Origin of the sequence: Stutzerimonas urumqiensis, from assembly GCF_003640395.1 — a bacterium.
Lineage (GTDB): Bacteria > Pseudomonadota > Gammaproteobacteria > Pseudomonadales > Pseudomonadaceae > Stutzerimonas > Stutzerimonas urumqiensis.
In genome coordinates this window covers 158872-179797 of sequence record NZ_RBZQ01000003.1, presented here as the reverse complement: position 1 = coordinate 179797, position 20926 = coordinate 158872, and the positions used below count along the sequence as shown (strand labels likewise).

Genomic DNA, 20926 nt, shown 5'->3' with positions numbered 1-20926 from the left:
TTCTGCCCGCGCTTCCGGCCTCGTTTTTAGCGCGCCTAGAGCGCCCGGATCTTCAGCGTCCGGCCCTTGATCTTCCCTTCGCTCAGCCGCTTGAGCGCCTCACGGGCAACGCCGCGCTCGACCGCGACGAACGCCTGGAATTCGAACAGCGTGATCTTGCCGACCTTGTCGCCGGGGATTCCGGCGTCTCCGGTCAGGGCTCCGAGAATGTCGCCGGGGCGGAGTTTTTCCTTGCGTCCCGCACCGATTGCCAGCGTCGTCATCGGCGGCAGCAGCGGGCTGTCGTCGCGCACCTTCACCGAACTCAGCGGATGCCAGGCCATCGGCATGCCCTGGAGCGCCTCGATCGCCGCGGCACGGTTGGCCTCGGCGGGCGCAACCAGTGACAGCGCCAGGCCTTTCTCGCCGGCGCGTCCGCTGCGACCGATGCGATGGATGTGCACCTCCGGGTCGCGCGCCAGCTCGACGTTGATGACCAGCTCCAGCCCGGCGATGTCCAGACCGCGCGCCGCGACGTCGGTGGCGACCAGCACGCAGAGGCTGCGGTTGGCGAAGCGCGCCAGCACCTGGTCGCGGTCGCGCTGCTCCAGGTCGCCGTGCAGGGCCTGTGCAGAGATGCGACGCCCGTCGAGGTAGTCGACCAGCTCCTGGCACTGCTGACGGGTCTGGCAGAACGCGACACAGGACGTCGGCCGGTTGGCCAGCAGCAGGCGTTCGACCACGGCGAAGCGGGCGTCCGGGTCGATCTCGTAGAAGCGCTGCTCGATCTGCGAGCCGCTGTGCTGCGACTCGACTTCGACCCGGACCGGCTGCTTCAGGAACCGCGCCGCGAGGGCTTCGATGCCGGCCGGGTAGGTCGCGGAGAACAGCAGCGTCTGACGCCGTGCGGGCGTCTGCTCGGCGATCGCGGCGATGTCGTCGTGAAAGCCCATGTCGAGCATGCGATCGGCTTCGTCCAGCACCAGCGTGCGCAGCCCATCGAGCACCAGCGTGCCCTTGCGCAGGTGTTCCTGGATGCGGCCGGGGGTGCCGACGACGATGTGCGCGCCGTGTTCGAGCGAGCCGATCTGCGGGCCCAGTGGCGTGCCGCCGCACAGCGTCAGCACCTTGATGTTGCCGGCGGACCGCGCCAGGCGCCGGATCTCCCGTGCAACCTGGTCGGCCAGTTCGCGGGTCGGGCAGAGCACCAGCGCCTGGCAACCGAAGAAGCGCGGATTCAGCCCGTGCAGCAGGCCGATGCCGAAGGTGGCGGTCTTGCCGCTGCCGGTCTTGGCCTGGGCGATTAGGTCCTTGCCGGCGAGCACGACGGGCAGCGCCTGCACCTGGATCGGCGTCATGGCGTGATAGCCCAGCGCATCGAGGTTGGCGAGCATGGCCGGGGAAAGCGCGAGGGTGGAAAAGGCAGGGCTGGACACGGGAGTTCTTCGAGGCGCGGAGGGCCGGGCAGTCTACCAGCTGGGCCGCCGCGTCGCGTGGTCGGGCCGACCGCTCAGCGGATGCCTTCGCGCAGTCGGTCGATCCGCGCATCCTTGTCGTGCCACAGCTGGCTGACCCAGGCCTGCAACCAGTGCCGAAAGACCGGATCGTTCTGGTAGTCGCCTTGCCAGAGGGCTGGGTCGAGGGGGCGTGTCTGGATGTCCACGATCACCCGGGGCACCTGGCCGCTGATCAGCTGCCAAAAACCGGGCGTGGGCGTCTGCGGATAGACCACGGTGACATCGAGGATGGCATCGAGCTGCTCGCCCAGCGACGCCAGTACGAACGCTACGCCGCCGGCCTTGGGTTTGAGCAGGTACCGATAGGGCGATTGCTGCTGCGCGTGTTTGGCGGGCGTGAAGCGCGTGCCTTCGAGGTAGTTCACCACGGTGACGGGCAGGTGCCTGAACTTCTCGCAGGCGGCGCGGGTGATCTCCAGGTCCTTGCCTTGCCGCTCCGGGTGGCGCGCCAGGTACGCCTTGGAGTAGCGCTTCATGAAGGGGTAGTCGAGCGCCCAGAAGGCGAGCCCGAGGAAGGGCACCCAGATCAGCTCCTTCTTCAGGAAGAACTTGAAGTAGGGCGCCTTGCGGTTGAAGGCCTGCACCAGCGCGGGAATGTCGACCCAGGACTGGTGGTTGCTGATGACCAGATAGGAGGTGTCGCGGCGCAGCCGCTCGCCGCCCCGGATATCCCAGACGGTCGGGGTGAAGGTGGCGAATATCCACTTGTCGATCTCGGCCCAGGTTTCGGCGATCCACATCACCCCGCGCGAGCAGGCGTTGCGCAACCGTGCGATCGGCAGCAGCTTGATCAGCGCCAGCACCATCATCGGCCCGATGAGGACCAGGGTGTTGATGAGCAGCAGGGTCACGACGGCCAGGGCAGTGGCGGCTCGGCGCATGGGGCGGTCTCGCGTCGGGCAGGAGCGGCCGATGATAGCAGTGCCCGTTTGTCGGTCGAGTAGGCAGCCCAATCGAGCGTGACCCGTGGGTCATGTCATTCTGCAATCAGTCCGGCTAGGCTAGGCTTTCCTTGTTGTTCGCTGGCTCGCGGAGCGCCATCGATGCTCAGACGTATCCCTACCACCGAGCTGCGCCTCGGCATGTTCATCACCGAACTCTGCGGTTCCTGGATCGATCATCCGTTCTGGAAGAAGCGCTTCCTGCTCCAGGACGAGCGCGACCTGCGCCGCCTGCTCGACAGTGGCGTGGCCGAGGTGGTCATCGACACCGCGCGTGGCCTCGATACCGCTGTCGCGAATGCCGAAGCGACCGCGCCTGCACCGGCCGCACCCGCCGCGGAGCCGGCGGTGCCGGTGCCGCTGCGGGTGGCGCTGGACGAGGAGGTTTCGCGGGCCTACCGGCTCTGCGCACGCTCGCGCGATGCGGTGGTCAGCATGTTCAACGACGTGCGCATGGGCCAGGCGATCGACGCCGAGAAAGTCGTCGAGCTGGTCGAGGAAATCACCGAGTCGGTGCTGCGCAACCCCGATGCGCTGATCAGCCTGGCGCGCCTGAAACGGGCCGACGAATATACCTACATGCACTCGGTGGCCGTCTGCGCGCTGATGATTGGCCTGGCGCGCCAGCTCGGCCTGTCGGAGCAGGATGTGCAGGAAGCCGGCATTGCCGGGCTGCTGCACGATGTCGGCAAGATGGCCATTCCGGATGTGGTGCTGAACAAGCCCGGCAAGCTGACCGATGGCGAGTTCGCCGTGGTGCGTAACCACCCCGAGGCGGGTGTGCGGCTGTTGCGCGACAGCCCGCGCGTCAGCGAGATTGCGCTGGATGTCTGCCTGCACCATCACGAGAAGGTCGATGGCACCGGCTATCCGCATCGCCTGCGAGGTGACCAGATCAGCCTGTTCGCGCGCATGGGCGCGGTCTGCGACGTGTACGACGCGGTCACCTCCAACCGTCCGTACAAGGCCGGCTGGGACCCTGCCGAGGCGGTGCGGCGGATGGCCGAGTGGAGCGGCAGCCATTTCGACGAAGCCGTCTTCCAGGCCTTTGTGAAGACGGTTGGCATCTACCCCACCGGCTCGCTGGTACGGCTGGAAAGCGGGCGGATCGGGGTGGTCGTCGAGCAGCATCCGCACTCGCTGCTCAAGCCTCGGGTGAAGGTGTTCTTTTCATCCAAGTCGCGCGAGCAGATCCCGCAGCGAGTGCTGGATCTGGCCGCGCCAGGCGTGACCGAACGCATCGTCGCGCGGGAGTCGGCGCAGGCCTGGGGCTTTCGTCATGTCGATGAGCTGTGGAGCGGGCTGCCGTCGGCCTATGCCTAACGGCAGGGCGAAGCGCGGGCACGGGCTTGCGCCGTGCCCGCGTCGTTTCAGCGACCAGCCTGCGGCTGGACGAACACCGCGGTGGTCATCGCCGGCACTTCGAATTGCCCCGAGTCGGTGTTGGCACCGCGCACGATACCGTCGGTGGACGCCGCCAGCACCGGATGCAGCCGATAGCCGCTCGCGCCCGGTATCCGCACGGTTTCGCCGGAGGCGTTGATCACCACCATCAGGCGTTCGGCCTGGCGATCCAGGTCGCGGCCGGCGCCACGGCTGTCGTCGAGGCTGAAGGCGATCACGCCGGGCTGTTGCTCGGGCCCGGTGTTGTGGAAGCGCAGCCGGCGCTCGACGTCACGCGCCGTTTCCAGGCGGAACAGCGGGCTGGCATCGCGGATGCGCAGCAGGTCGAGGAACTGCCGCTTGGCCGCCAGGATGTGGCTCGGCGCCGGGTCGGCATTCGGATCGGCGATGATCCGGCGAATCAGCGGCCAGTTCGCGCCGTCCTTGTCCTCGCGCGGCAGGCCCTTGTTCCAGTTGTTGTCCTGGTAGCTGAAGTCGACGGCGTTGAACCAGTCGCCGGAGTCGTAGCTGTCGCGTTGCATCGACTTCGATCGCAGGATGTCCGAGCCCATGTGAATGAAGGGCACGCCCTGGCTGAACAGCGGCACCGATAGCGCCACCGTCTGCAGCCGCACGCGCTGAGCGGTGGTGAGGCTCGACGGCAGCTTGTATTGGTTGTTGTCCCAGAGCGTCTGGTTGTCGTGCTTGGAGACGTAGTTGACGGTCTCCTGCGGATCGGCGGTGTAGCCGGCGGGCTGGCCGTTGTAGTCGATCTCGGCGCCGCGCTTGCGCGTTCCGTCGGCGGTGACGAAGGCGTAATCCGCCAGGCCGCCCGCGATGCCGACGCGAATCAGGTCCTGGGCGTGCAGCAGTCGCGCCCGTTCCTCGGCGTCGCCGCTGTTCAGCTCGTTGGGCATCGTGAACAGGCCGTTGGCGAAGCCCTGCATCAGGCGGATCGTCTCGCCGCCGTCGAACGGGCTGCCACCACGCACCGCGTCGCGCTGCCGGTCGTTGAAGGTGCCGATGCCGGTGCCGGCCATGTTCGCCTGGATCGCGTTGACGCCCCGGGCGCCGCTGGCGACCTCGCCGAAATTCCAGCCTTCGCCGTAAAAGTAGGTGTCGCGGTCGACCTGCCGCACGGCGCGTAGAGCCGCGAGCATGTTGTCACGCATGTGGTGGCCCATCAGGTCGAAGCGGAAACCGGCGATCTTGTAGTCGCGCGCCCAGGTCACCAGCGAGTCGACCATGAGCTTTTCCATCATGCGGTGCTCGCTCGCGGTGTTCTGGCAGCAGGTCGAGGTCTCGATGGCGCCGGTGCTGGGGTTCCGGCGGTGGTAATAGCCGGGCACGACCTTGTCGAGCACCGACTTGTCGGCGAGACCCGAGGCGTTGGTGTGGTTGTAGACCACGTCCATCACGGTCGCCAGACCGAGGCCGCCGATCGCCTGGACCATCTGGCGAAACTCGACGATGCGTTGGGTGCCTTCGGCGTCGGTGGCGTAGCTGCCTTCCGGCACGCTGTAGTGGAAGGGGTCGTAGCCCCAGTTGAAGTCGTCCAGCGCGCGCAGATCGTTGTACAGCGCTTGCGCCTGGCCGCTGGCCGGGTCGAAGCCTTCCAGCACGGTGCGCACGCTCTGTCCGCCGCAGTAGCCGGCCCAGTTGCGTCGTGCGCTTTCGGAGAGGTCGCAGAGCTTGGAGAACGGGTCGTCCAGCGAGACGCGCTGGGTCGGGTCCTCGTCGATGGTGGCGATATCGAACACTGGCAGCAGCTGCACGTGGGTCAGCCCGGCGGCGTGCAGGTCTTGAAGATGCTGCACGCCGCGCGCCTGTGGCGTGGCGAAGGCCTTGTAGGTGCCGCGCAGCGACGCGGGCAGGCTGCGGTCGGCGGCGCTGAAGTCGCGCACGTGCGTTTCGTAGACCACCGTATCCTCGGGCGCCCCGACAGCCGGCGGCTCGAAGCTGTCCCAGCCGGCCGGCTTGAGGTCGGCGTCGTCCAGATCGACGACCTGCGCGTACTGGCTGTTCTGCGACAGCGACAGGGCATAGGGATCGCTGACCATCGCGGTTTCGATCTGCCCGGTGCTCGGATGGTAGGCGGTCACCTCGTACTGGTAGTAGCGCCGATCCAGCGTGCGCGGACCCTCGTGCGACCAGACGCCATGGCGTTCGCGCAGGGTCTTGGGGTAGCCGGGCAGCAGGCGCTTGGCGTCATCGAACACATGCAGGCGGACGCGCTGCGCGGTCGGCGCCCACAGGCGGAACTCGACGCCCTGCCCATCGACGCGGGCGCCGAGCCAGCTGCGGTGTTCGAACAGCGCATCGAGCACGCCGGGGGTCTGCACGGCGGTGGCCTCGGTGACGCGACCGTCCGCGTCGTAGGCGATCACCACCAGCTGGCCCGTCAGCGCGGTGCGCAGCGCCCGCGGGGTAAGTTGCATGCGGTAGGCCGGGTCGGCGGCCAGGTGCGGGAAGCGTTCGCGGGTCGATTCGCGCAGCGTGCTCGGCTCCAGCGGTACTGGCGTTCCGCCGCTCACGGTGCGCGCCTGGCCGTCGATGACGATGCTCGCGTCGGTCGAATAGCGCAGCTCCAGCCGCGCGCCGTTACCGAAGCCGTCGTGCAGCGCCAGGGTGAACGGCTCGAGCCAATGCGCGCGGGCGCCCTCGATGGCGACGCCGGGTGCGCTGACCGGTGTGGGCGACAGCTCGGCCGAGCCGCTGAGGGTGAACACCCGGCGGCCCAGTTCGTCGAGCCGCCAGACCAGATCGCCGCCGCCCAGGTCCTTGTCGTCGCCGCGGTGCATGATCAGGTTCAGGCAGCTCGCGTCGCCCGTCAGGGCGATGCGGTAGTAGGCACCGAGCTCGGGGTCGATCCCGGCAGCTGCGAGCGGCTGATCCCAACTGGTGCCCTGGGCCACGCCCTGGCAGTCGGCGGTATTCCACAGGTGCAAACCCCAGCCGGCGTAGTCGGCGTCGCTACGCTGGTAGTAGAGCAGCGCCTGGCCGGGTTCTGGATCGAGCGGAGCGGCCTGGGCGAACTGGGCGACGAGCGCCAGTCCGGCGGCCGGTAGCGCCCAAAGGCGGTAGGACGATCGGAAGCTGAGCATGGTGGACTCCGGGTGATTGTTCTTGTTGTTACCACCGCCCGATGGTCCGCAAGCCGTGCGCCGCGCACATCCTCTTCGCGCGAGCGGCGCGGGGCGTAGCGATCCGGCGTAATAGCGCTATGCTGGCAAACGAAGCGGCAGTGCAGGCGCCATGCGGGCTTGGTATCGACGAAAGTCGTACCTGCGCGCGCGGCGCTGCCCTGCTACCTTCAATGCGCCGATATAACAAAAACAAAATCTGGAGGACCTATGTCCGCACCGACTAGTGAGGCTGCCAAGGCCTATTGGAAAGAAAACTTGCGGCTGATGTTCATGCTGCTGGTGATCTGGTTCGTCGTCTCGTTTGGATTCGGGGTGCTGTTCGTCGAGCAGCTCAACGCCATCCAATTCTTCGGGTTCCCGCTGGGGTTCTGGTTTGCCCAGCAGGGAGCGATCTATGTCTTTGTGCTCGAGATTTTCTTCTACGTCTGGAAGATGAATCAGCTCGACCGCAAATACGACGTCGACGAGCAGTGAGGCGAGTATGGATACCCAAACACTGATTTACCTCGTGGTAGGCGGCACCTTCGCACTGTACATCGCCATCGCGCTCTGGACGCGCGCCGGGTCGACCAGCGAGTACTACGTCGCCAGCAAGGGCGTGCACCCGATCATGAACGGCATGGCCACCGGTGCTGACTGGATGTCGGCGGCCTCGTTCATCTCCATGGCCGGCATCATCGCCTTCGCGGGCTACGACGGCTCGGTCTACCTGATGGGCTGGACCGGCGGCTACGTGCTGCTGGCCATGTGCCTGGCGCCCTACCTGCGCAAATTCGGCAAGTTCACGGTGCCGGATTTCGTCGGTGCCCGTTATTACTCGCAAACCGCGCGGGTGGTGGCGGTGATCTGCGTGATCTTCATCTCCTTCACCTACGTGGCCGGGCAGATGCGCGGCGTCGGTATCGTCTTCTCCCGCTACCTGGAAGTCGGCATCAACACCGGCGTGATCATCGGCATGGCGATCGTGTTCTTCTACTCCGTGCTCGGCGGGATGAAGGGCATCACCTACACCCAGGTGGCGCAGTACTGCGTGATGATCTTCGCCTACATGCTGCCGGCGATTTACATCTCGATGTTGATCACCGGCAACCCGATCCCGCAGCTGGGCTTCGGCAGCGAAGTGACCGGCACCGGCCAGAGCGTCATCGAGCGCCTGAACGGGCTGGGCGCGGAGCTGGGCTTCACGGCCTACACCGACGGCTCCAAGTCGACGGTCGACGTGTTCTTCATCACCTTCGCCCTGATGGTCGGCACCGCCGGCCTGCCGCACGTGATCGTGCGCTTCTTCACCACCCCCACGGTGCGTGATGCGCGCAAATCGGCCGGTTACGCGCTGCTGTTCATCGCGATTCTCTACACCACCGCGCCGGCGGTTGCGGCATTCGCCCGCATCAACCTGCTGACCTCTGTGCCGTCCACGGCCTACGCCGAACTGCCAGCCTGGTTCAAGACCTGGGAGAACGCCGGTCTGATCGCCTGGATGGACAAGAACGACGATGGCGTCGTGCAGTACGGCCCGGGCGCACCCTTCGCCGGCAACCCGACCTTCACCGGCGAGACCGGCGAGGTGGGTCAGCGCCTACTGAGCAACGAGCCGACCCCGGCGGCGACCGAGCTGTACGTCGACCGCGACATCATGGTTCTGGCCAACCCGGAAATCGCCGGTTTGCCGGGCTGGGTGATCGCCTTCATCGCGGCGGGCGGCCTGGCCGCGGCGCTGTCGACGGCGGCCGGCCTGCTGCTGGTGATCTCCACCTCCATCTCGCATGACCTGCTCAAGAGCAACATCAAGCCGGACATCAGCGAGAAGGGCGAACTGCTCGCCGCGCGGGTCGCAGCCGGCATAGCGGTGGTGGTCGCGGGCCTGTTCGGCATCTACCCGCCGGGCTTCGTGGCGCAGGTGGTGGCGTTCGCCTTCGGCCTGGCGGCGGCCTCGTTCTTCCCGGCCATCGTGATGGGGATCTTCTCCAAGCGGATGAACAAGGAAGGCGCCATCGCCGGCATGGCGGTTGGCCTGGCGTTCACCTTCAGCTACATCGTGTACTTCAAGTTCATCAATCCGACCGCTGGTCCGGCAGATTGGTGGTTCGGGATCTCGCCTGAGGGGATCGGCACCCTCGGCATGATCTTCAACTTCGTGGTCTCGGTGATCGTCTGCAAGTTCACCGCGCCGCCGCCCGTGGAAATCCAGCACCTGATCGAAGACATTCGCATCCCGCGGGGGGCGGGTGCTGCCATCGATCACTAAGGCGCCTGCACAGGCTGGCTGACCGCCGGCTGAAGAGACCCCGCCAGCCTCGCTGAGCGGGGTTTTCTTTTGTCTGGTCCGGCGAAATCTGCGACCCATCCCGTAAAACGCGAGCGGCCGTTTGCGTGGCGGCGGCGTGTGCGGCATGGTGCCGGTCCCGCATACCGATAAGGATATTGGTCATGTCCGCAAAACCCGCTGCCCGACTGGGCGACCCCACGGCCTGCCCGAAGCCCGGGCATGGCAACAATCCCATCGCGACCGGCTCGCCGGACGTCACCTTCGACGGCCTGCCTGCTGCGCGCCAGGGCGATAGCACCGGTTGCGGCAGCGCACTGTCCGGCAACCTCATTCCCAATGTGCTGATCAACGGCAAGCCCGCCGCGACGCTCGGAAGCCTTGGCAATCATGGCAACGTGATCGTCGCAGGCTCCGGTACCGTCGTCATCGGCATGTCGCACACGCCGGCCGGCTTCACGCCGCCGTCGCCCTTGAACCTTGCGCCCGCTGCGCTTGCCGCCGAGGCGAGAGCCGTGCCGCCGGGGCCGCTGGTCACCAAAGGGCTTGCCTCGGAAGCACCCGTCGAGCCCGCGCCGCACGGACTGGAAGAGGAAGAAGAGGAGGAAGAACTCAGCGAGCGCCAAGCCGTCACGTTGCGCATCGGCGTGTTCTTCGACGGGACCGGCAACAACGCCAGCAACAGCGCCATCGGCGCCCAGTGCCGTGCGGCCGCGCTTGGCATCGGCGAGCAGACGTCGCTCGCCATCGCCCAACGCTGCGAGTTTCATCATCTCGACCCGGACAGCAGCTACGGGAACGATGTGAGCAATATCTGGCGGTTGTACGACTTGTACAAAGAGGACCTGAAGGCAACGAAAAACGGGGGCGAGTCAGCGGTTTGTCTTCCTTTGTACGTCACTGGCATCGGTACGATTTCGGGTGAAGAGGACAGCCTGTTTCCAGGTCAGGCGCTCGGTCGTGGCTCAACCGGCGTCCTGGCCAAGGTCGACGAAGGCTTCGCCCTGCTTCTGCAAGCGGTCGACGGCTTTGCCGAACAGAATCCGACAACCGTCCTGGCAAGACTTGAACTCGACATCTTCGGTTTCAGCCGAGGGGCGGCCGCCGCCCGGCATTTCGCCAACCAGATACTCCTCAAGGACAAGGGACCGCTCGGTGAGCTGCGGCGCACCGGCAAGCTCGGCAAGGCGTCCGGCTTCGATTGGCAAAGCGACGTTCTCATCAACTTCATCGGCCTGATCGACACCGTTGCGGCCGTAGGCGGCTGGTCGGACTGGGGCGATCCCAGCGATGATCAGAACGCTGGCGTCGACCTTTACCTGGCGCCGGATGCGGCCCGCCACGTCGTCCAGCTCGCGGCACGCGACGAGCACCGGCTCAATTTCGCCCTCAACCGGGTGGCGCCGCCCCATCGCGAGATCGTCCTGCCGGGTGCGCATTCGGATCTCGGCGGTGGGTATCCGGCGCAAGCCGTCGAGCGTCTCTATCTGGCGCGGCCGCAGAGCAACTGGGTAGTCCGTGATACGGACCCGTACCGTACACCGGCCTATCATCAGGCCCAACGGGAGACCGAGCGTCTCCAGCGTGCCGACCTGCTCGACCCCAAGGACGCGACCGCTGAGCTGCGAACGGACGTCTGGGAGCTGTTCATGCCCTATGGCGGCGGGCGCGACGATCGGATGAAACACGTCATGGCGGCACCCTATCTGGAGCGGAAGGTGTATGGGCATCTGTCACGTGTGTATTTACGGGTGATGCAGGCGCTGGCCGTGGAGGCGGGCGTTCCGTTAAATCCGATTCAAGAGAAGGATCCAGCATTGGCCCTTCCCGAAGAGCTCGTACCGATCTCGGACAAGCTGATGGCCTGGGCGAAGGCAGGCAGCGGCTCACTGACTGCGCAGGAAGAGCGCCTGTTGCGCCAGCGCTATATCCATCTGTCCGCGAATTGGAACGTGGCCGCGGGCAGCAGTGGTGGCAAGGCCGACGTTATCTTCATCAACGCCCCGGCGGACCCAGAGCGAGTGCGCTACCCCGATAAGCCCCTGGACAACAAACGATGAAAACGACACTACTGGCCTTGGTGCTGCTGTCGATCGCCGCTTGCACTGGCGCAGCGCCTTATCCGAGCGACTTGCCGTACCGCTACTGGCGCCTGGGTTTCCTCGCCCCGGATCACATGGAGGTCTGGGTGGAAACTGCCGAGGTGGAAGATATCGATGGGCAAAGGTTCTTCCATGTGGGCAGTGGCACGGTATCCGTACATGTGCCCACCGATGGTACCGGCAATGCCGCAGGTTGGCGGGTGAGCTGGGGAAAGGGCCGTCACGTCAACGGCGCCGACCTGCCCAAGCGCATCTACATTCGCTGGCAATCACTGGCCGAGCCCCAGACGTACCGGATCATCCTGGAAATCCCCGAGCGTGCCCGGCAGCTGATGACCGAGCGGCTCGACCCGCCCTGTCAGACCAGCGAGTATCGTCATGCGCTAGCGTTTGGACTCGCACCGGGTGGGGTTGTCCGCGGGTGGGTCATGAGCACCTGTGGCAAGCCCGTCGAAGTGCTGCATGCGCAGGCAGAAGTCGAGCCCAAGGGGCCTTATGGCGGGCAATCAGGAGGCGAGTATTACTTTCTCTCCGAAGAGTCCAAGGCCTACATCGAACAGCACGGCATCCCGTACGGGTCATGGTGAACAGGCCCGCTCATACGTCCTGAGCAAGGAATGACAGTCCCTTGAGTGGGGCCGAGGTTCCTCCGGTTAGGCCGGGACACCGCTACGTCGGCGCGCGACTTGGGAAGCAGCCGCTCGCCGTGCGGTTTCACTCCGTGCGGCGAGCGGCAACTGCGGGTTGTCGGCTGCGCTTGCCGCCAAGCAACAGGGGCCAGCAGCCCAGCACTGCAGGAATCCCCAGCCCGAGCCAGGACAGCATGTCCCAGGCCCCGTCGCCGAATAGCGCGACGATCAGTCCCGCTCCGCTCAGCACGGCAATCAGCAAGGGCAGCAGGAAAGTCGAGCGGCGCCAGTTCATGCCGTCACCGCCCGCGCCGTACTCACGCTGCGTCGCCGAACCCACCACAGGTACAGGCCGCTGATCAGCACGAAGATGGTCAGCAGGTCCAGCACGGCCCAGAGAATCTGCATCGGTCGTCCACCGTAGTCGCCGAAATGCAATGGCGAGGACAGCGACAGCGCGTCCATGTACCAGGGGCGCGTACCCACGGCCGTGACCTCCAGTGTCTGCGCGTCGATCAGCACGGGCGTCCAGAGGTGCGACGTGACGTGGCTGTCGCCGACCATGAACACCGCGTAGTGGTGTTCGCTGGAGAAACGCGTGCCGGGGAAGGCGATGAAATCCGGGACCATGCCCGGCGTGGCGCGTCTGGCGATCTCCAGCAGGTCGCTGGCCTGGGCGCGTTGTTGCAACGGCGGGGCGTCGCGGTAGGGCTCGACCATCGCCGCGAGCGATTCGTTGCGCCAGGCGGCGATCAGCAGATCGGCCGTGGCGGTGATCACGCCGGTGACACCGACCACCAGCGCCCACGTCAGCGTGACGATACCGATCAGGTTGTGCAGGTCCAGCCAGCGCGTGCGTCGCGAGCGGTCGTGGCGCACTTCGGCGAAGTCCAGTCGGCGCATGAACGGCGCGTAGAGCACCACGCCCGAAACGATCGCCACGACGAACAGCACGCCCATGAAGGCCAACAGCAGCTTGCCCGGCAGCCCGGCGAACATGTCCACGTGCATGCGCAGGAAGAACATCATGATGCCGCCATTGGCCGCCGGCATTTCGACGGCTTCGCCGGTGCGCGCATCGAGCATGAAGGTGTGCGAGCTGTTCGGCTCGGTCCCGGCCGTTGCCGCCATGATGGCGACGACGCCGTTGGGTTCGTCCGCTTCCCAGCCGAGGTATTGCACGACCTCGTCCGGCCGGTGCCGCTCGGCGGCGAGCACCACCTGCTCCAGATCGAGCCGTGGCGTATCGGCGGGCATCTCGCGCAACTCGGGCGCCTCGCCGAGCAGGTGCTCCAGCTCATGATGAAAGATCAACGGCAGGCCGGTGATCGCCAGCATCAGCAGGAACACCGTGCAGATGAGGCTGGTCCAGGTGTGAACGGCGGACCAGCGTCGGATGGTGGAGCTTTGCATAAGGAAATTCCGTGGCGAGGCATCAGCGGGTTCGCCGGTGATGCCTCGGGTTGATCACCACTTGTAGTTCAGGCTGGCAATGACGTTTCGCTCGTCGCCGTAGTAGCACCAAAAGCCGTCGCAAGTGGACAGGTATTCCTTGTTGAAGACGTTCTTCGCATCGACGGCAACGGTGAGCCCTTCGAGCGCACTGTCGAGACGGCCAAGGTCGTAGTGAGCGGAGGCGTCGTAGACGGTGTAGGAGCCGACGTGCCCCAGGTAAGTGTTGGCGGTGTTGCCGTAGGTATCGCTGACATAGCGCACGCCGGCGCCAAGACCGAAACCCGCCAGCAATCCATTTCGCCAGGTGTAGTCGGCCCAGGCAGTGGCCTGGTTACGTGGCACCTGCTGCATGCGGTTACCTTGGTCGTTGCCCTTGAGGATTTCCGCGTCGAGATAGGTATATGACGCTTGAAGTTGCAGGTTATCGGTCACATCGGCGGTGGCTTCGAGCTCTAGTCCCTGAACCTTCAACTCGCCGATCTGCCGGGTCACGCTCCCTTCGGTGACGCTGACGTTCTCCTGGCGAAGATCGAATACCGCCGCGGTGAACAGCGCGTTGGTCCCGTACGGCTGGTACTTGAGGCCCATCTCGTACTGCCGTCCTTCGGTCGGCTCGAAGGATTGGGTGCTATTGACGTTCGCGCCCTGGGCCGGCTGGAAGGATTCGCTGTAGGAAGCATAGGGAGTCAGGCCGTTATCCAGGACGTAACTGACGCCGACGTTGGCGCTGAAGCTGCGCTCACGTTGAGTGTCGGTCGCACCGTTCGAGTTGTAGAACGTCGTGCCGACATGAATCCAGTCTTCCCGACCGCCGAGCGTGAAGCGCCATTTGTCGAGCGCAATCTGGTCTTGGATGTACAAGCCTGTCTGGCGAACCTTCTGGTTGAAATTCTGCAAGGCAAAGTAGGTGACACCGGAGAGGTCTTGACCGTACTGGGGATCGACCACGCTGATCGGCGGTACGCCCATGCCATACAGCCAGCGGTAATTGGTGTTCGAACGCTGATGATCCAGGCCGAGCAGCAGGGTGTGATCCAGTCGGCCCGTCGTGAAGTCGGCCTGGAAGTTGTTGTCGATGGCGAACTGGCTGATGTCTTCGTCGACGATGCCCGACTCGCGATTCACCATACCGTTGGCGTCGACATCGTTGAACGTCCCCACGTTGACCGCCTGGAATTCCAGATCGCTCTTGGTGTAACGCAGGTTCTGGCGGAACTGCCAGGTCTCGTTCAAACGGTGATCGAAGGCGTAGCCAAGCGCATAGTAAGTCCGGTCGTAGAAGTCCCAGTCCGGCTCGCCAAGGTTCTTGTGATGCGAAATGTCGCCCACCGGAGATGGCAGCTTGGTGCCTTCCAGCGGCAGGAATTGACCTGTGATGCCGGTGTCGTCCCGCGTGAATTGCGACAGGAACGTCAGATGGGTCGTGTCGCTGATGTTCCAGGTCAGGCTCGGAGCGATGTTCAGGCGCTCGTCAGGGATGTGGTCGATCGCCGAATTGCTGTCCCGCACGGTGCCGCTGAGGCGATAAAGCCAGGTTTTGTCTTCGGTCAGTGCGCCCGTGGTATCGAAGCTGAGCTGCTTGTGCTCGTTGCTACCCGCCTGGAACTCGACCTCGTGGCTCGTTTGCGCTTCGGGTCGCCGGCTGACCATGTCCAGCAGCCCGCCGGGTGGGGTCTGGCCATATACCGAAGACGCGGGGCCGCGCAGAACGGCGATGCGTTGCAGGTTCCACGGCTCGATCTTCGGATTGGCGAACGATCCGATCGGCAACGGCAGGCCGTCGAGGAACTGAGTGGGGACGAAGCCGCGAATGCGCAGCCAGTCCGCTCTCGTATCGGAACCATAGCCGCTGCTCATCACGCCCGCGGTGTAACGCAGCGCGTCATTAAGGCTCGGTGTCGACCGGTCGTCCAGCTGTTCGCGAGTAATGATCGAAATCGAACGAGGCACTTCCAGAATGGGCGTGTCGGTCTTGGTGCCGGCTGCGGTGCGGCGAGCGACGTAGCCGTCGGTTCGGCTCCAGGCTGTCTCGACCTCGCTGCTGCCCGTGACGAGCACCTCCGGCAGGACGACCGCCGTATCCGTCACGCCACTGGGCGCGATGCTGTAGGCACCTGTCGACGTTGCTTTCAGCTCCAGCCCCGTCCCGCGCAGGGCCTCGCGCAGTGCGCCTTCGGCATCGAAGCGTCCTTGCACCGGGCGGGCCTGGCGGCCTTCGACTAGTTTCGGGTCGATGCTCAGGACCAGGCCGGCATCGGCGGCGATGCCGGTCAGGGTGCTGGCCAGCGGGGCGGCGGGCAAGGTGTATTCGCGTTGCTCGCCGGCTGGCGCGGCGTACGCGGTCAGCGACTGAGCGGCCAATGCAACGGCGGCGGTCAGCAGGGCGGGGCGGAACAACTGTGTCAGCGTGGGCATTGCAATTCACTCCTGAACAAGAACTGCTCTCATTTCTCCCTTGCCGTTTCGCAGCGCAAAAGTGATAGGGCCGCGTGGAATTTTTTTCAGCGATCGGCCGGCACCAGGCGCAGCCACCAGTCGGTGGTTCGCTCGACCTGCACGGGCAGGCTCAAGGTCAGGGCATTCAGCGCACGCTCGGTATCGGTCAGCGGAAAGGTGCCGGTGATGCGCAGTCGTGCGACGGTGGGGTCGGCGCTCAGGTGACCGGTGTGATAGTCGTCCAGTTGCTCGAGCAGGTCGCCGAGGGGCACATCCTGCACGACCAGCAGGCCGCGGCTCCAGGCGTCGCTGCCCGGCGGCGCAGGCTCGCTCGGCCCGAGGCGGTTGCCGCTCACGATGATCTGCTCGCCGGCCCGGACGATGCGGGTCTGACCCGTGTCGCCCGGCGACGCGGCGACCGCGGCGGCGAGCACCACGAGGCGCGTGCTGCCGGCGTGCGTTCGCACCAGAAAGCGCGTACCGAGCGCTCGGAAGGTGCCCTCGGCGGTTTCGATGATGAAGGGCCGCGGATCGCCACGGGCGGCAGTGTCGACCAGAACCTCGCCTTCGCGCAGGCGGATTCGCCGCTCCTGGTCGGAGTACAGCAGGTCGATGGCGCTCCGGCTGTTGAGTTGCAGGTGGCTGTCGTCGGGCAATCGAAGGCTGTGCTGCTCGCCGCGTCCGGTGTGCACGTCGGCGGTCCAGTGGCCCAGCGGCCAGAGGCGGTCCGTCAGCCCGAGCGCGCCGATCAGCGTCGCCGCGACGGCCAGGCTACGCAGCAACGGCGGTCGCTTGCGGGCCGAGCGCTGCAACACCTGGCGCGTGACCGGCGGCCGTACCGGGTCCAGATGACGATCTATGGTGCCCAGCTGGTTCCAGGCGCGGCGATGACGTTCATCCTCGGCCAGCCAGCGCTCGAGCCGACTGACGATGTCGGGTTCGCCGTCGTCGAGGCGCAGCTTCCAGTCGATGGCCGCTCGCAGTACGGCCTCGGGCACCGGAGCGTCGGAGGTCATGTGGGCGTTCCGTACAACGCGACATAGCACTGCCGCATGCCCTGGGCGAGGTACTGGCGCACGCGGGGTACCGAGACGCCCAGTCGCTCGGCGATTTCGGCGTGGCTCATGCCATCCAGACGGTTGTAGAGAAAGGCGGCGCGGGCGCGGGCGGACAGGCCGTCGAGCAGCCGCTCGACCTGTTCGAGCGCTTCGATCGCGAGGGCTTGCTCCTCGGTGCTGGGGTATTCGCCCTCGGGCACCTGGGCGAGTGCTTCGAGGTAGGCCTGTTCGAGGTCGCTGCGACGGAAGTGATCGATCAGCAGGCCGCGCGCGATGGTCAGCAGCAGCGCGCGCGGCTCGCGCAGGTCGTTCATGCGTTCGCGGCCGAGCAGGCGGACGAAGGCGTCCTGGCTCAGGTCTTCGGCGCGTTGCGGGCAGGGTTGCTTGCGCCGCAGCCAGCCCAGCAGCCAGCCGTGGTGGTCCCGGTAGAGCGTCTCCACCCATTGCCGTTGGGATGAACCTTCAGCCGTCAAAGGCTCTCCTTGCGTGCGCCGCCAGCGATTCAAGAATTATTCGCAATATCATGGCAAGCCGGCTCAGTGGCCGCAATGGGGGCGATCAGATCAGCCCGCCTCGCTCTCGCCGGCGCCAGGTCTCGAGTCGCCTGGCCAGGCTCGTCAGGCTGTCGGCGCCCTGGCGGCGTGCGCGGCTGAAGAGGATCAAGGCGATCTCGGCGGTCACCATCGCGTCGGCGCTGGCATGGTGGCGCTGCGAGACCTGCAGGCGAAAGTGGCGAGCCCAGTCGTCCAGCGTGCCTTTGCCCGGGCGGACGTCCGGGCAGAGCATCGGCGCGAGCTGGGCGACGTCGAGAAAGGGGTGGCGCAGCCTGTAGTCGAGCGAATGGCGCAGCGCGCGGCGTAGCATGCGGCGGTCGAATTCGGCATGGAATGCCAGCAGCGGGCTGTCGCCGACGAACGCCATGAAGTCGAGCAGCGCCTCGGCCGGTTCGCTGCCGGTCTCCAGCTCGCTCGGCGCGATGCCGTGGATCAGCACGCTCGGGCCGACCTTCTGGCCGGGCCGGTTGAGGGTGCGTTCGAACTGCTGGGCGAAGTCGATCGCGCCGCGCTCGATGACCACCGCGCCGATCGACAGCACCACATCGCGGCGCATGTTCAGGCCGCTGGTCTCGAGGTCGAGCACCACCAGGCGCTCCTCGGCGAGCGGGCGGTCCTCCAACGCTGGCGCGCCTGGCAGTTGCCCGCGTCGCTCGAGCTGTCGCGGCGTGAGAGGCGTACCGCGCGTTTTCAGCCACGGCCAATTCATAGCTGGTAGCGCAGGGTCAGGCTGGCTTGCAGGCGCTGGGCCTGGCGGAAGGACTCGCGCAGGATTCGCCGGTCCAGGTGGTTGAGCGTGTCGGGGTCGAGTCGGTTGGTCATTGGTTGTCCAAGCCGCGCCTGGTGCTGATGCTGCTGCATGCGCATCTGCTGGATGAACTGGTAGGCCTCTTCATAGGCGGCACCGTCCTTTTCCTCGATGATGCGGGACGCGACCAACTGGCGCAGCCGCTCGAGCGTGTTGCAGGTCTCGATGCCGTGGGCCAGTGCCAGCAGGCGCGCACCGTCGACGAAGGGCGTGAGACCCTGCACCTTGAGGTCGAGCGTGTCCTTGACGGCGCCCTTGCGGGCGACGACAAAGTCGCGGAAGCGCCCGACCGGGGGGCGCTGGCGCAAGGCGTTCTCGACCATCGAGCGCTGGAACAGGCTGTTTTCCTGAATCTCGGCGATCAGCGCCAGCCGCAGCTTCTCGCAGCCATCGGCCGGCCCCCAGACCGCTCGCAGGTCGAAATAGATGGTGCAGCCGAGCAGGTGCTCGGGCGTCGATTCGCGGACGAAGCCGCGAAAGCGCCGCGTCCATTCCTGGCGCGACAGGCACAGCTCCGGGTTGCCGGCCATGATGCCGCCCTTGCACAGCGTGAAGCCGCAGGCGGCGAGGTCCTGGTTGATGCGCTGGGCCAGCGGCAGCAGGCGCCCGCGGATCATGGCCGCTTCGGCCGCATCGTTCGCCTCGAACATGATGCCGTTGTCCTGGTCGGTCAGCAGCGTCTGCTCGCGCCGGCCCTCGCTGCCGAAGCACAGCCAGGTGAAGGGCACGCCGGGATCGCCCAACGCCTCGATCGCCAGCTCGATGACGCGGCAGACCGTGTGGTCGTTCAGCAGCGTGATGATGTGGGTGATCTGCGTCGACGAGGCACCGTGCGCCAGCATGTTGTCGACCAGCTGGCGGATTTCGCTGCGCAGCGCCGCCAGCGTGGAGATACGGCCGGCATTGCGGATGGTGCGCGCCAGGTGAACCAGGTCGACACGCTGCAACGAGAAGAGGTCACGCTCGGACAGCACGCCGCGCAACTGCCCTTTCTCGACGACGCAGACATGCGCAATGTGCCGCTCCGTCATCGCCATTGCCGCGTCGAACGCGGTGGCGTCGGGCGGCAGGTGGAAGGGGTTTTCGGTCATCAGGTTGGCGATCGGCTGGGTGAGGTCGCATTCGCCATCGGCGATCGCCCGCCGCAGGTCGCGCAGGGTGAAGATGCCGAGCGGATGCAGCGCGTCGTCGACGATGACGATGCTGCCGACGTGCTGCTCGTGCATGGTCTTCACCGCCTGGTTCACCGGCAGCTCGCGAGCGCAGTGGACCGGGCGCTGCAACGCCAGGGCATCGAGCCGGGTGTTGAGCGAATACTGGGCGCCGAGGCTTTCCACCGCGCGCAACTGCACCTGCTGGTTGACCTGGTCGAGCAGGCTGCTGACGCCCCGCAGGGCGAAGTCGCGCAGCGGGCCGGAAATGGCGAAAAGGCGGACGAAGGCCGTCTTGTCCAGCAGCAGGCAGAAGGTGTCTTCGGCGGCGCGATGCTCGGTGCGCGTGGCGCGTTCGCCGATCAGCGCGGCCATCGGGAAGCATTCGCCGGCAGCGATCTCGAAGGTGGTCTCGGTGCCGCGCCGCGCCGAATGCGGGCGTTCGCCGCACACCCGGCCCTGCTTGACGATGTAGAAGTGTTCGACCGGGCCATCGTCGGGTTTGATGATGGCGTCGCCGGCCGCGTAGAAGCGCAGTTGGCAATGCTCCACCAGGAATGCCAGATGGGCGCTTTCCATCTGGTTGAACGGTGGGTACTTGCGCAGGAACTCCATGGTGCCGTGGATGTTCTGCAACACCGCGGTCTTACCGGCTTCGGCGAAGGCGTCCGTCTTGCTCATGCGTGGGTTCCGCTGTCGAGGTGCGGATGGTCCGACGACCCCGGCGGGTCGCACATTGGACCTAAGTCTAGTCGAGCGATCACGGGTGACGGCGCCCGACGATGCCTTTGCCGCGAGCGGGTGCGGCGGTCAGTCGATGCGGCCTTCGAGCGCGTGAACCAGCGCCAGCCAGTCATCCACCGCCTCGAATTCTTCGGTATCGCGTGCGCCGCGGCGGCTGTCGGGCTCGCGCACCGCCAGCAGATGGGCGATGCCGTGCCGCCGGGCGCTGCGCAGCACCGACAGGCTGTCGTCGATGAACAGCGACCGCGCCGGATCGAAGGGGAAGTCCCGTTCCAGCGCATACCAGAACTTGGCGTCTTCCTTGGGAAAGCCATAGTCGTGCGAGCTGATCAATCGATCGAACCAGGGCGCCAGCTCGATGCGCTCCAGCTTGAGCGACAGCGAATCGCGGTGAGCATTGGTGATCAGCGCGACGCGCTTGCCGCTCTGCCGCAGCGCCGCGAGGAAGCGGTCGGCGTCCGGCCTCAGCGCGATCAGGTCGGCGATCTCGCGCTTCATCTCGCGGATCGGCAGGTCCAGCTCCTTCGTCCAGAAATCCAGGCAGTACCAGGTGAGCTTGCCGGCATGGGCATGGAACAGCGGCCCCAGCTCGAGTTCGGCCATGGCGCGGCTGATGCCGTGGCGCTCGGCGTAGCGCTGCGGCAGGTGGTCGAGCCAGAAGTGATTGTCGAAATGCAGGTCGAGCAGGGTGCCGTCCATGTCGAGCAGCACGGTGTCGATGTCGGACCACGGAAGGGCGATGGGCATGGTGGCGTCC

Annotated in this window: 16 protein-coding genes; 5 read left to right on the top strand and 11 right to left on the bottom strand. The window is 66.0% G+C overall.

The features are described from left to right. Nucleotides 1–35: 35 nt before the first annotated feature. Together dbpA and D7325_RS06840 are read right to left on the bottom strand one after the other, a co-directional pair. Nucleotides 36–1415 (bottom strand): ATP-dependent RNA helicase DbpA, encoded by a 1380-nt coding sequence (dbpA, locus tag D7325_RS06845; RefSeq protein WP_120994804.1) that lies wholly within the window; start codon nt 1413–1415, stop codon nt 36–38. Nucleotides 1416–1489: 74 nt separating this feature from the next. Further along, complete coding sequence (locus tag D7325_RS06840) at nt 1490–2377, bottom strand: acyltransferase (RefSeq protein WP_120994803.1); 888 nt, start codon at nt 2375–2377, stop codon at nt 1490–1492. Nucleotides 2378–2539: 162 nt separating this feature from the next. Between D7325_RS06840 and D7325_RS06835 the strand changes: the two genes are divergently transcribed. Next, nucleotides 2540–3760, top strand: a complete 1221-nt coding sequence (locus D7325_RS06835; RefSeq protein WP_120994802.1) for an HD-GYP domain-containing protein — start codon at nt 2540–2542, stop codon at nt 3758–3760. A 47-nt stretch (nt 3761–3807) separates the two neighbouring features. Here the strand turns inward: D7325_RS06835 and pulA are convergent, their stop codons facing one another. Continuing rightward, entirely contained in the window at nt 3808–6924 is a 3117-nt protein-coding gene (gene pulA, locus D7325_RS06830) for a pullulanase-type alpha-1,6-glucosidase (RefSeq protein WP_120994801.1), read from the bottom strand. Nucleotides 6925–7173: 249 nt separating this feature from the next. Between pulA and D7325_RS06825 the strand changes: the two genes are divergently transcribed. The 4 genes from D7325_RS06825 (at nt 7174) to D7325_RS06810 (ending at nt 11921) form a co-directional block, all read left to right on the top strand. Continuing rightward, nucleotides 7174–7440, top strand: a complete 267-nt coding sequence (locus D7325_RS06825) for a DUF4212 domain-containing protein (protein WP_120994800.1) — start codon at nt 7174–7176, stop codon at nt 7438–7440. A gap of 7 nt (nt 7441–7447) precedes the next feature. Further along, complete coding sequence (locus D7325_RS06820) at nt 7448–9214, top strand: sodium:solute symporter family protein (RefSeq protein ID WP_120994799.1); 1767 nt, start codon at nt 7448–7450, stop codon at nt 9212–9214. A 182-nt stretch (nt 9215–9396) separates the two neighbouring features. Further along, nucleotides 9397–11292 carry a PAAR domain-containing protein gene (locus tag D7325_RS06815; RefSeq protein WP_120994798.1) on the top strand — a complete coding sequence of 632 codons (1896 nt, stop codon included), beginning with the start codon at nt 9397–9399 and terminating at the stop codon, nt 11290–11292. After that, on the top strand, nt 11289–11921 hold the full coding sequence (locus D7325_RS06810; RefSeq protein ID WP_120994797.1) for a DUF2931 family protein: 633 nt from the start codon (nt 11289–11291) through the stop codon (nt 11919–11921). The genes D7325_RS06815 and D7325_RS06810 overlap by 4 nt, the downstream gene beginning before the upstream one ends. Before the next feature lie 127 nt (nt 11922–12048). Here the strand turns inward: D7325_RS06810 and D7325_RS06805 are convergent, their stop codons facing one another. From D7325_RS06805 to yrfG, 8 genes are all read right to left on the bottom strand, one after another. After that, the gene (locus tag D7325_RS06805) at nt 12049–12258 is read right to left on the bottom strand and encodes a hypothetical protein (RefSeq protein WP_120994796.1); all 210 of its coding nucleotides are present in this window, start codon (nt 12256–12258) and stop codon (nt 12049–12051) included. Continuing rightward, the gene (locus tag D7325_RS06800; RefSeq protein WP_120994795.1) at nt 12255–13376 is read right to left on the bottom strand and encodes a PepSY-associated TM helix domain-containing protein; all 1122 of its coding nucleotides are present in this window, start codon (nt 13374–13376) and stop codon (nt 12255–12257) included. Before D7325_RS06800 ends, D7325_RS06805 begins: the two co-directional genes overlap by 4 nt. Before the next feature lie 54 nt (nt 13377–13430). Next, nucleotides 13431–15833 (bottom strand): TonB-dependent siderophore receptor, encoded by a 2403-nt coding sequence (locus D7325_RS06795; protein ID WP_120994794.1) that lies wholly within the window; start codon nt 15831–15833, stop codon nt 13431–13433. 86 nt (nt 15834–15919) lie between these two features. After that, on the bottom strand, nt 15920–16870 hold the full coding sequence (locus D7325_RS06790; RefSeq protein ID WP_120994793.1) for a FecR family protein: 951 nt from the start codon (nt 16868–16870) through the stop codon (nt 15920–15922). Next, a complete protein-coding gene (locus tag D7325_RS06785) occupies nt 16867–17385 on the bottom strand; it encodes an RNA polymerase sigma factor (protein ID WP_120994792.1) in 519 nt (172 codons plus the stop codon). Before D7325_RS06785 ends, D7325_RS06790 begins: the two co-directional genes overlap by 4 nt. Before the next feature lie 85 nt (nt 17386–17470). Then, nucleotides 17471–18175: a 3'-5' exonuclease gene (locus tag D7325_RS06780; RefSeq protein WP_120994791.1), complete on the bottom strand. Its 705-nt coding sequence runs from the start codon at nt 18173–18175 to the stop codon at nt 17471–17473. Then, nucleotides 18172–20106 carry a putative nucleotidyltransferase substrate binding domain-containing protein gene (locus D7325_RS06775; protein WP_120994790.1) on the bottom strand — a complete coding sequence of 645 codons (1935 nt, stop codon included), beginning with the start codon at nt 20104–20106 and terminating at the stop codon, nt 18172–18174. Before D7325_RS06775 ends, D7325_RS06780 begins: the two co-directional genes overlap by 4 nt. A 129-nt stretch (nt 20107–20235) precedes the next feature. Beyond that, nucleotides 20236–20916, bottom strand: a complete 681-nt coding sequence (gene yrfG / locus D7325_RS06770; protein ID WP_120994789.1) for a GMP/IMP nucleotidase — start codon at nt 20914–20916, stop codon at nt 20236–20238. Nucleotides 20917–20926: the final 10 nt, after the last annotated feature.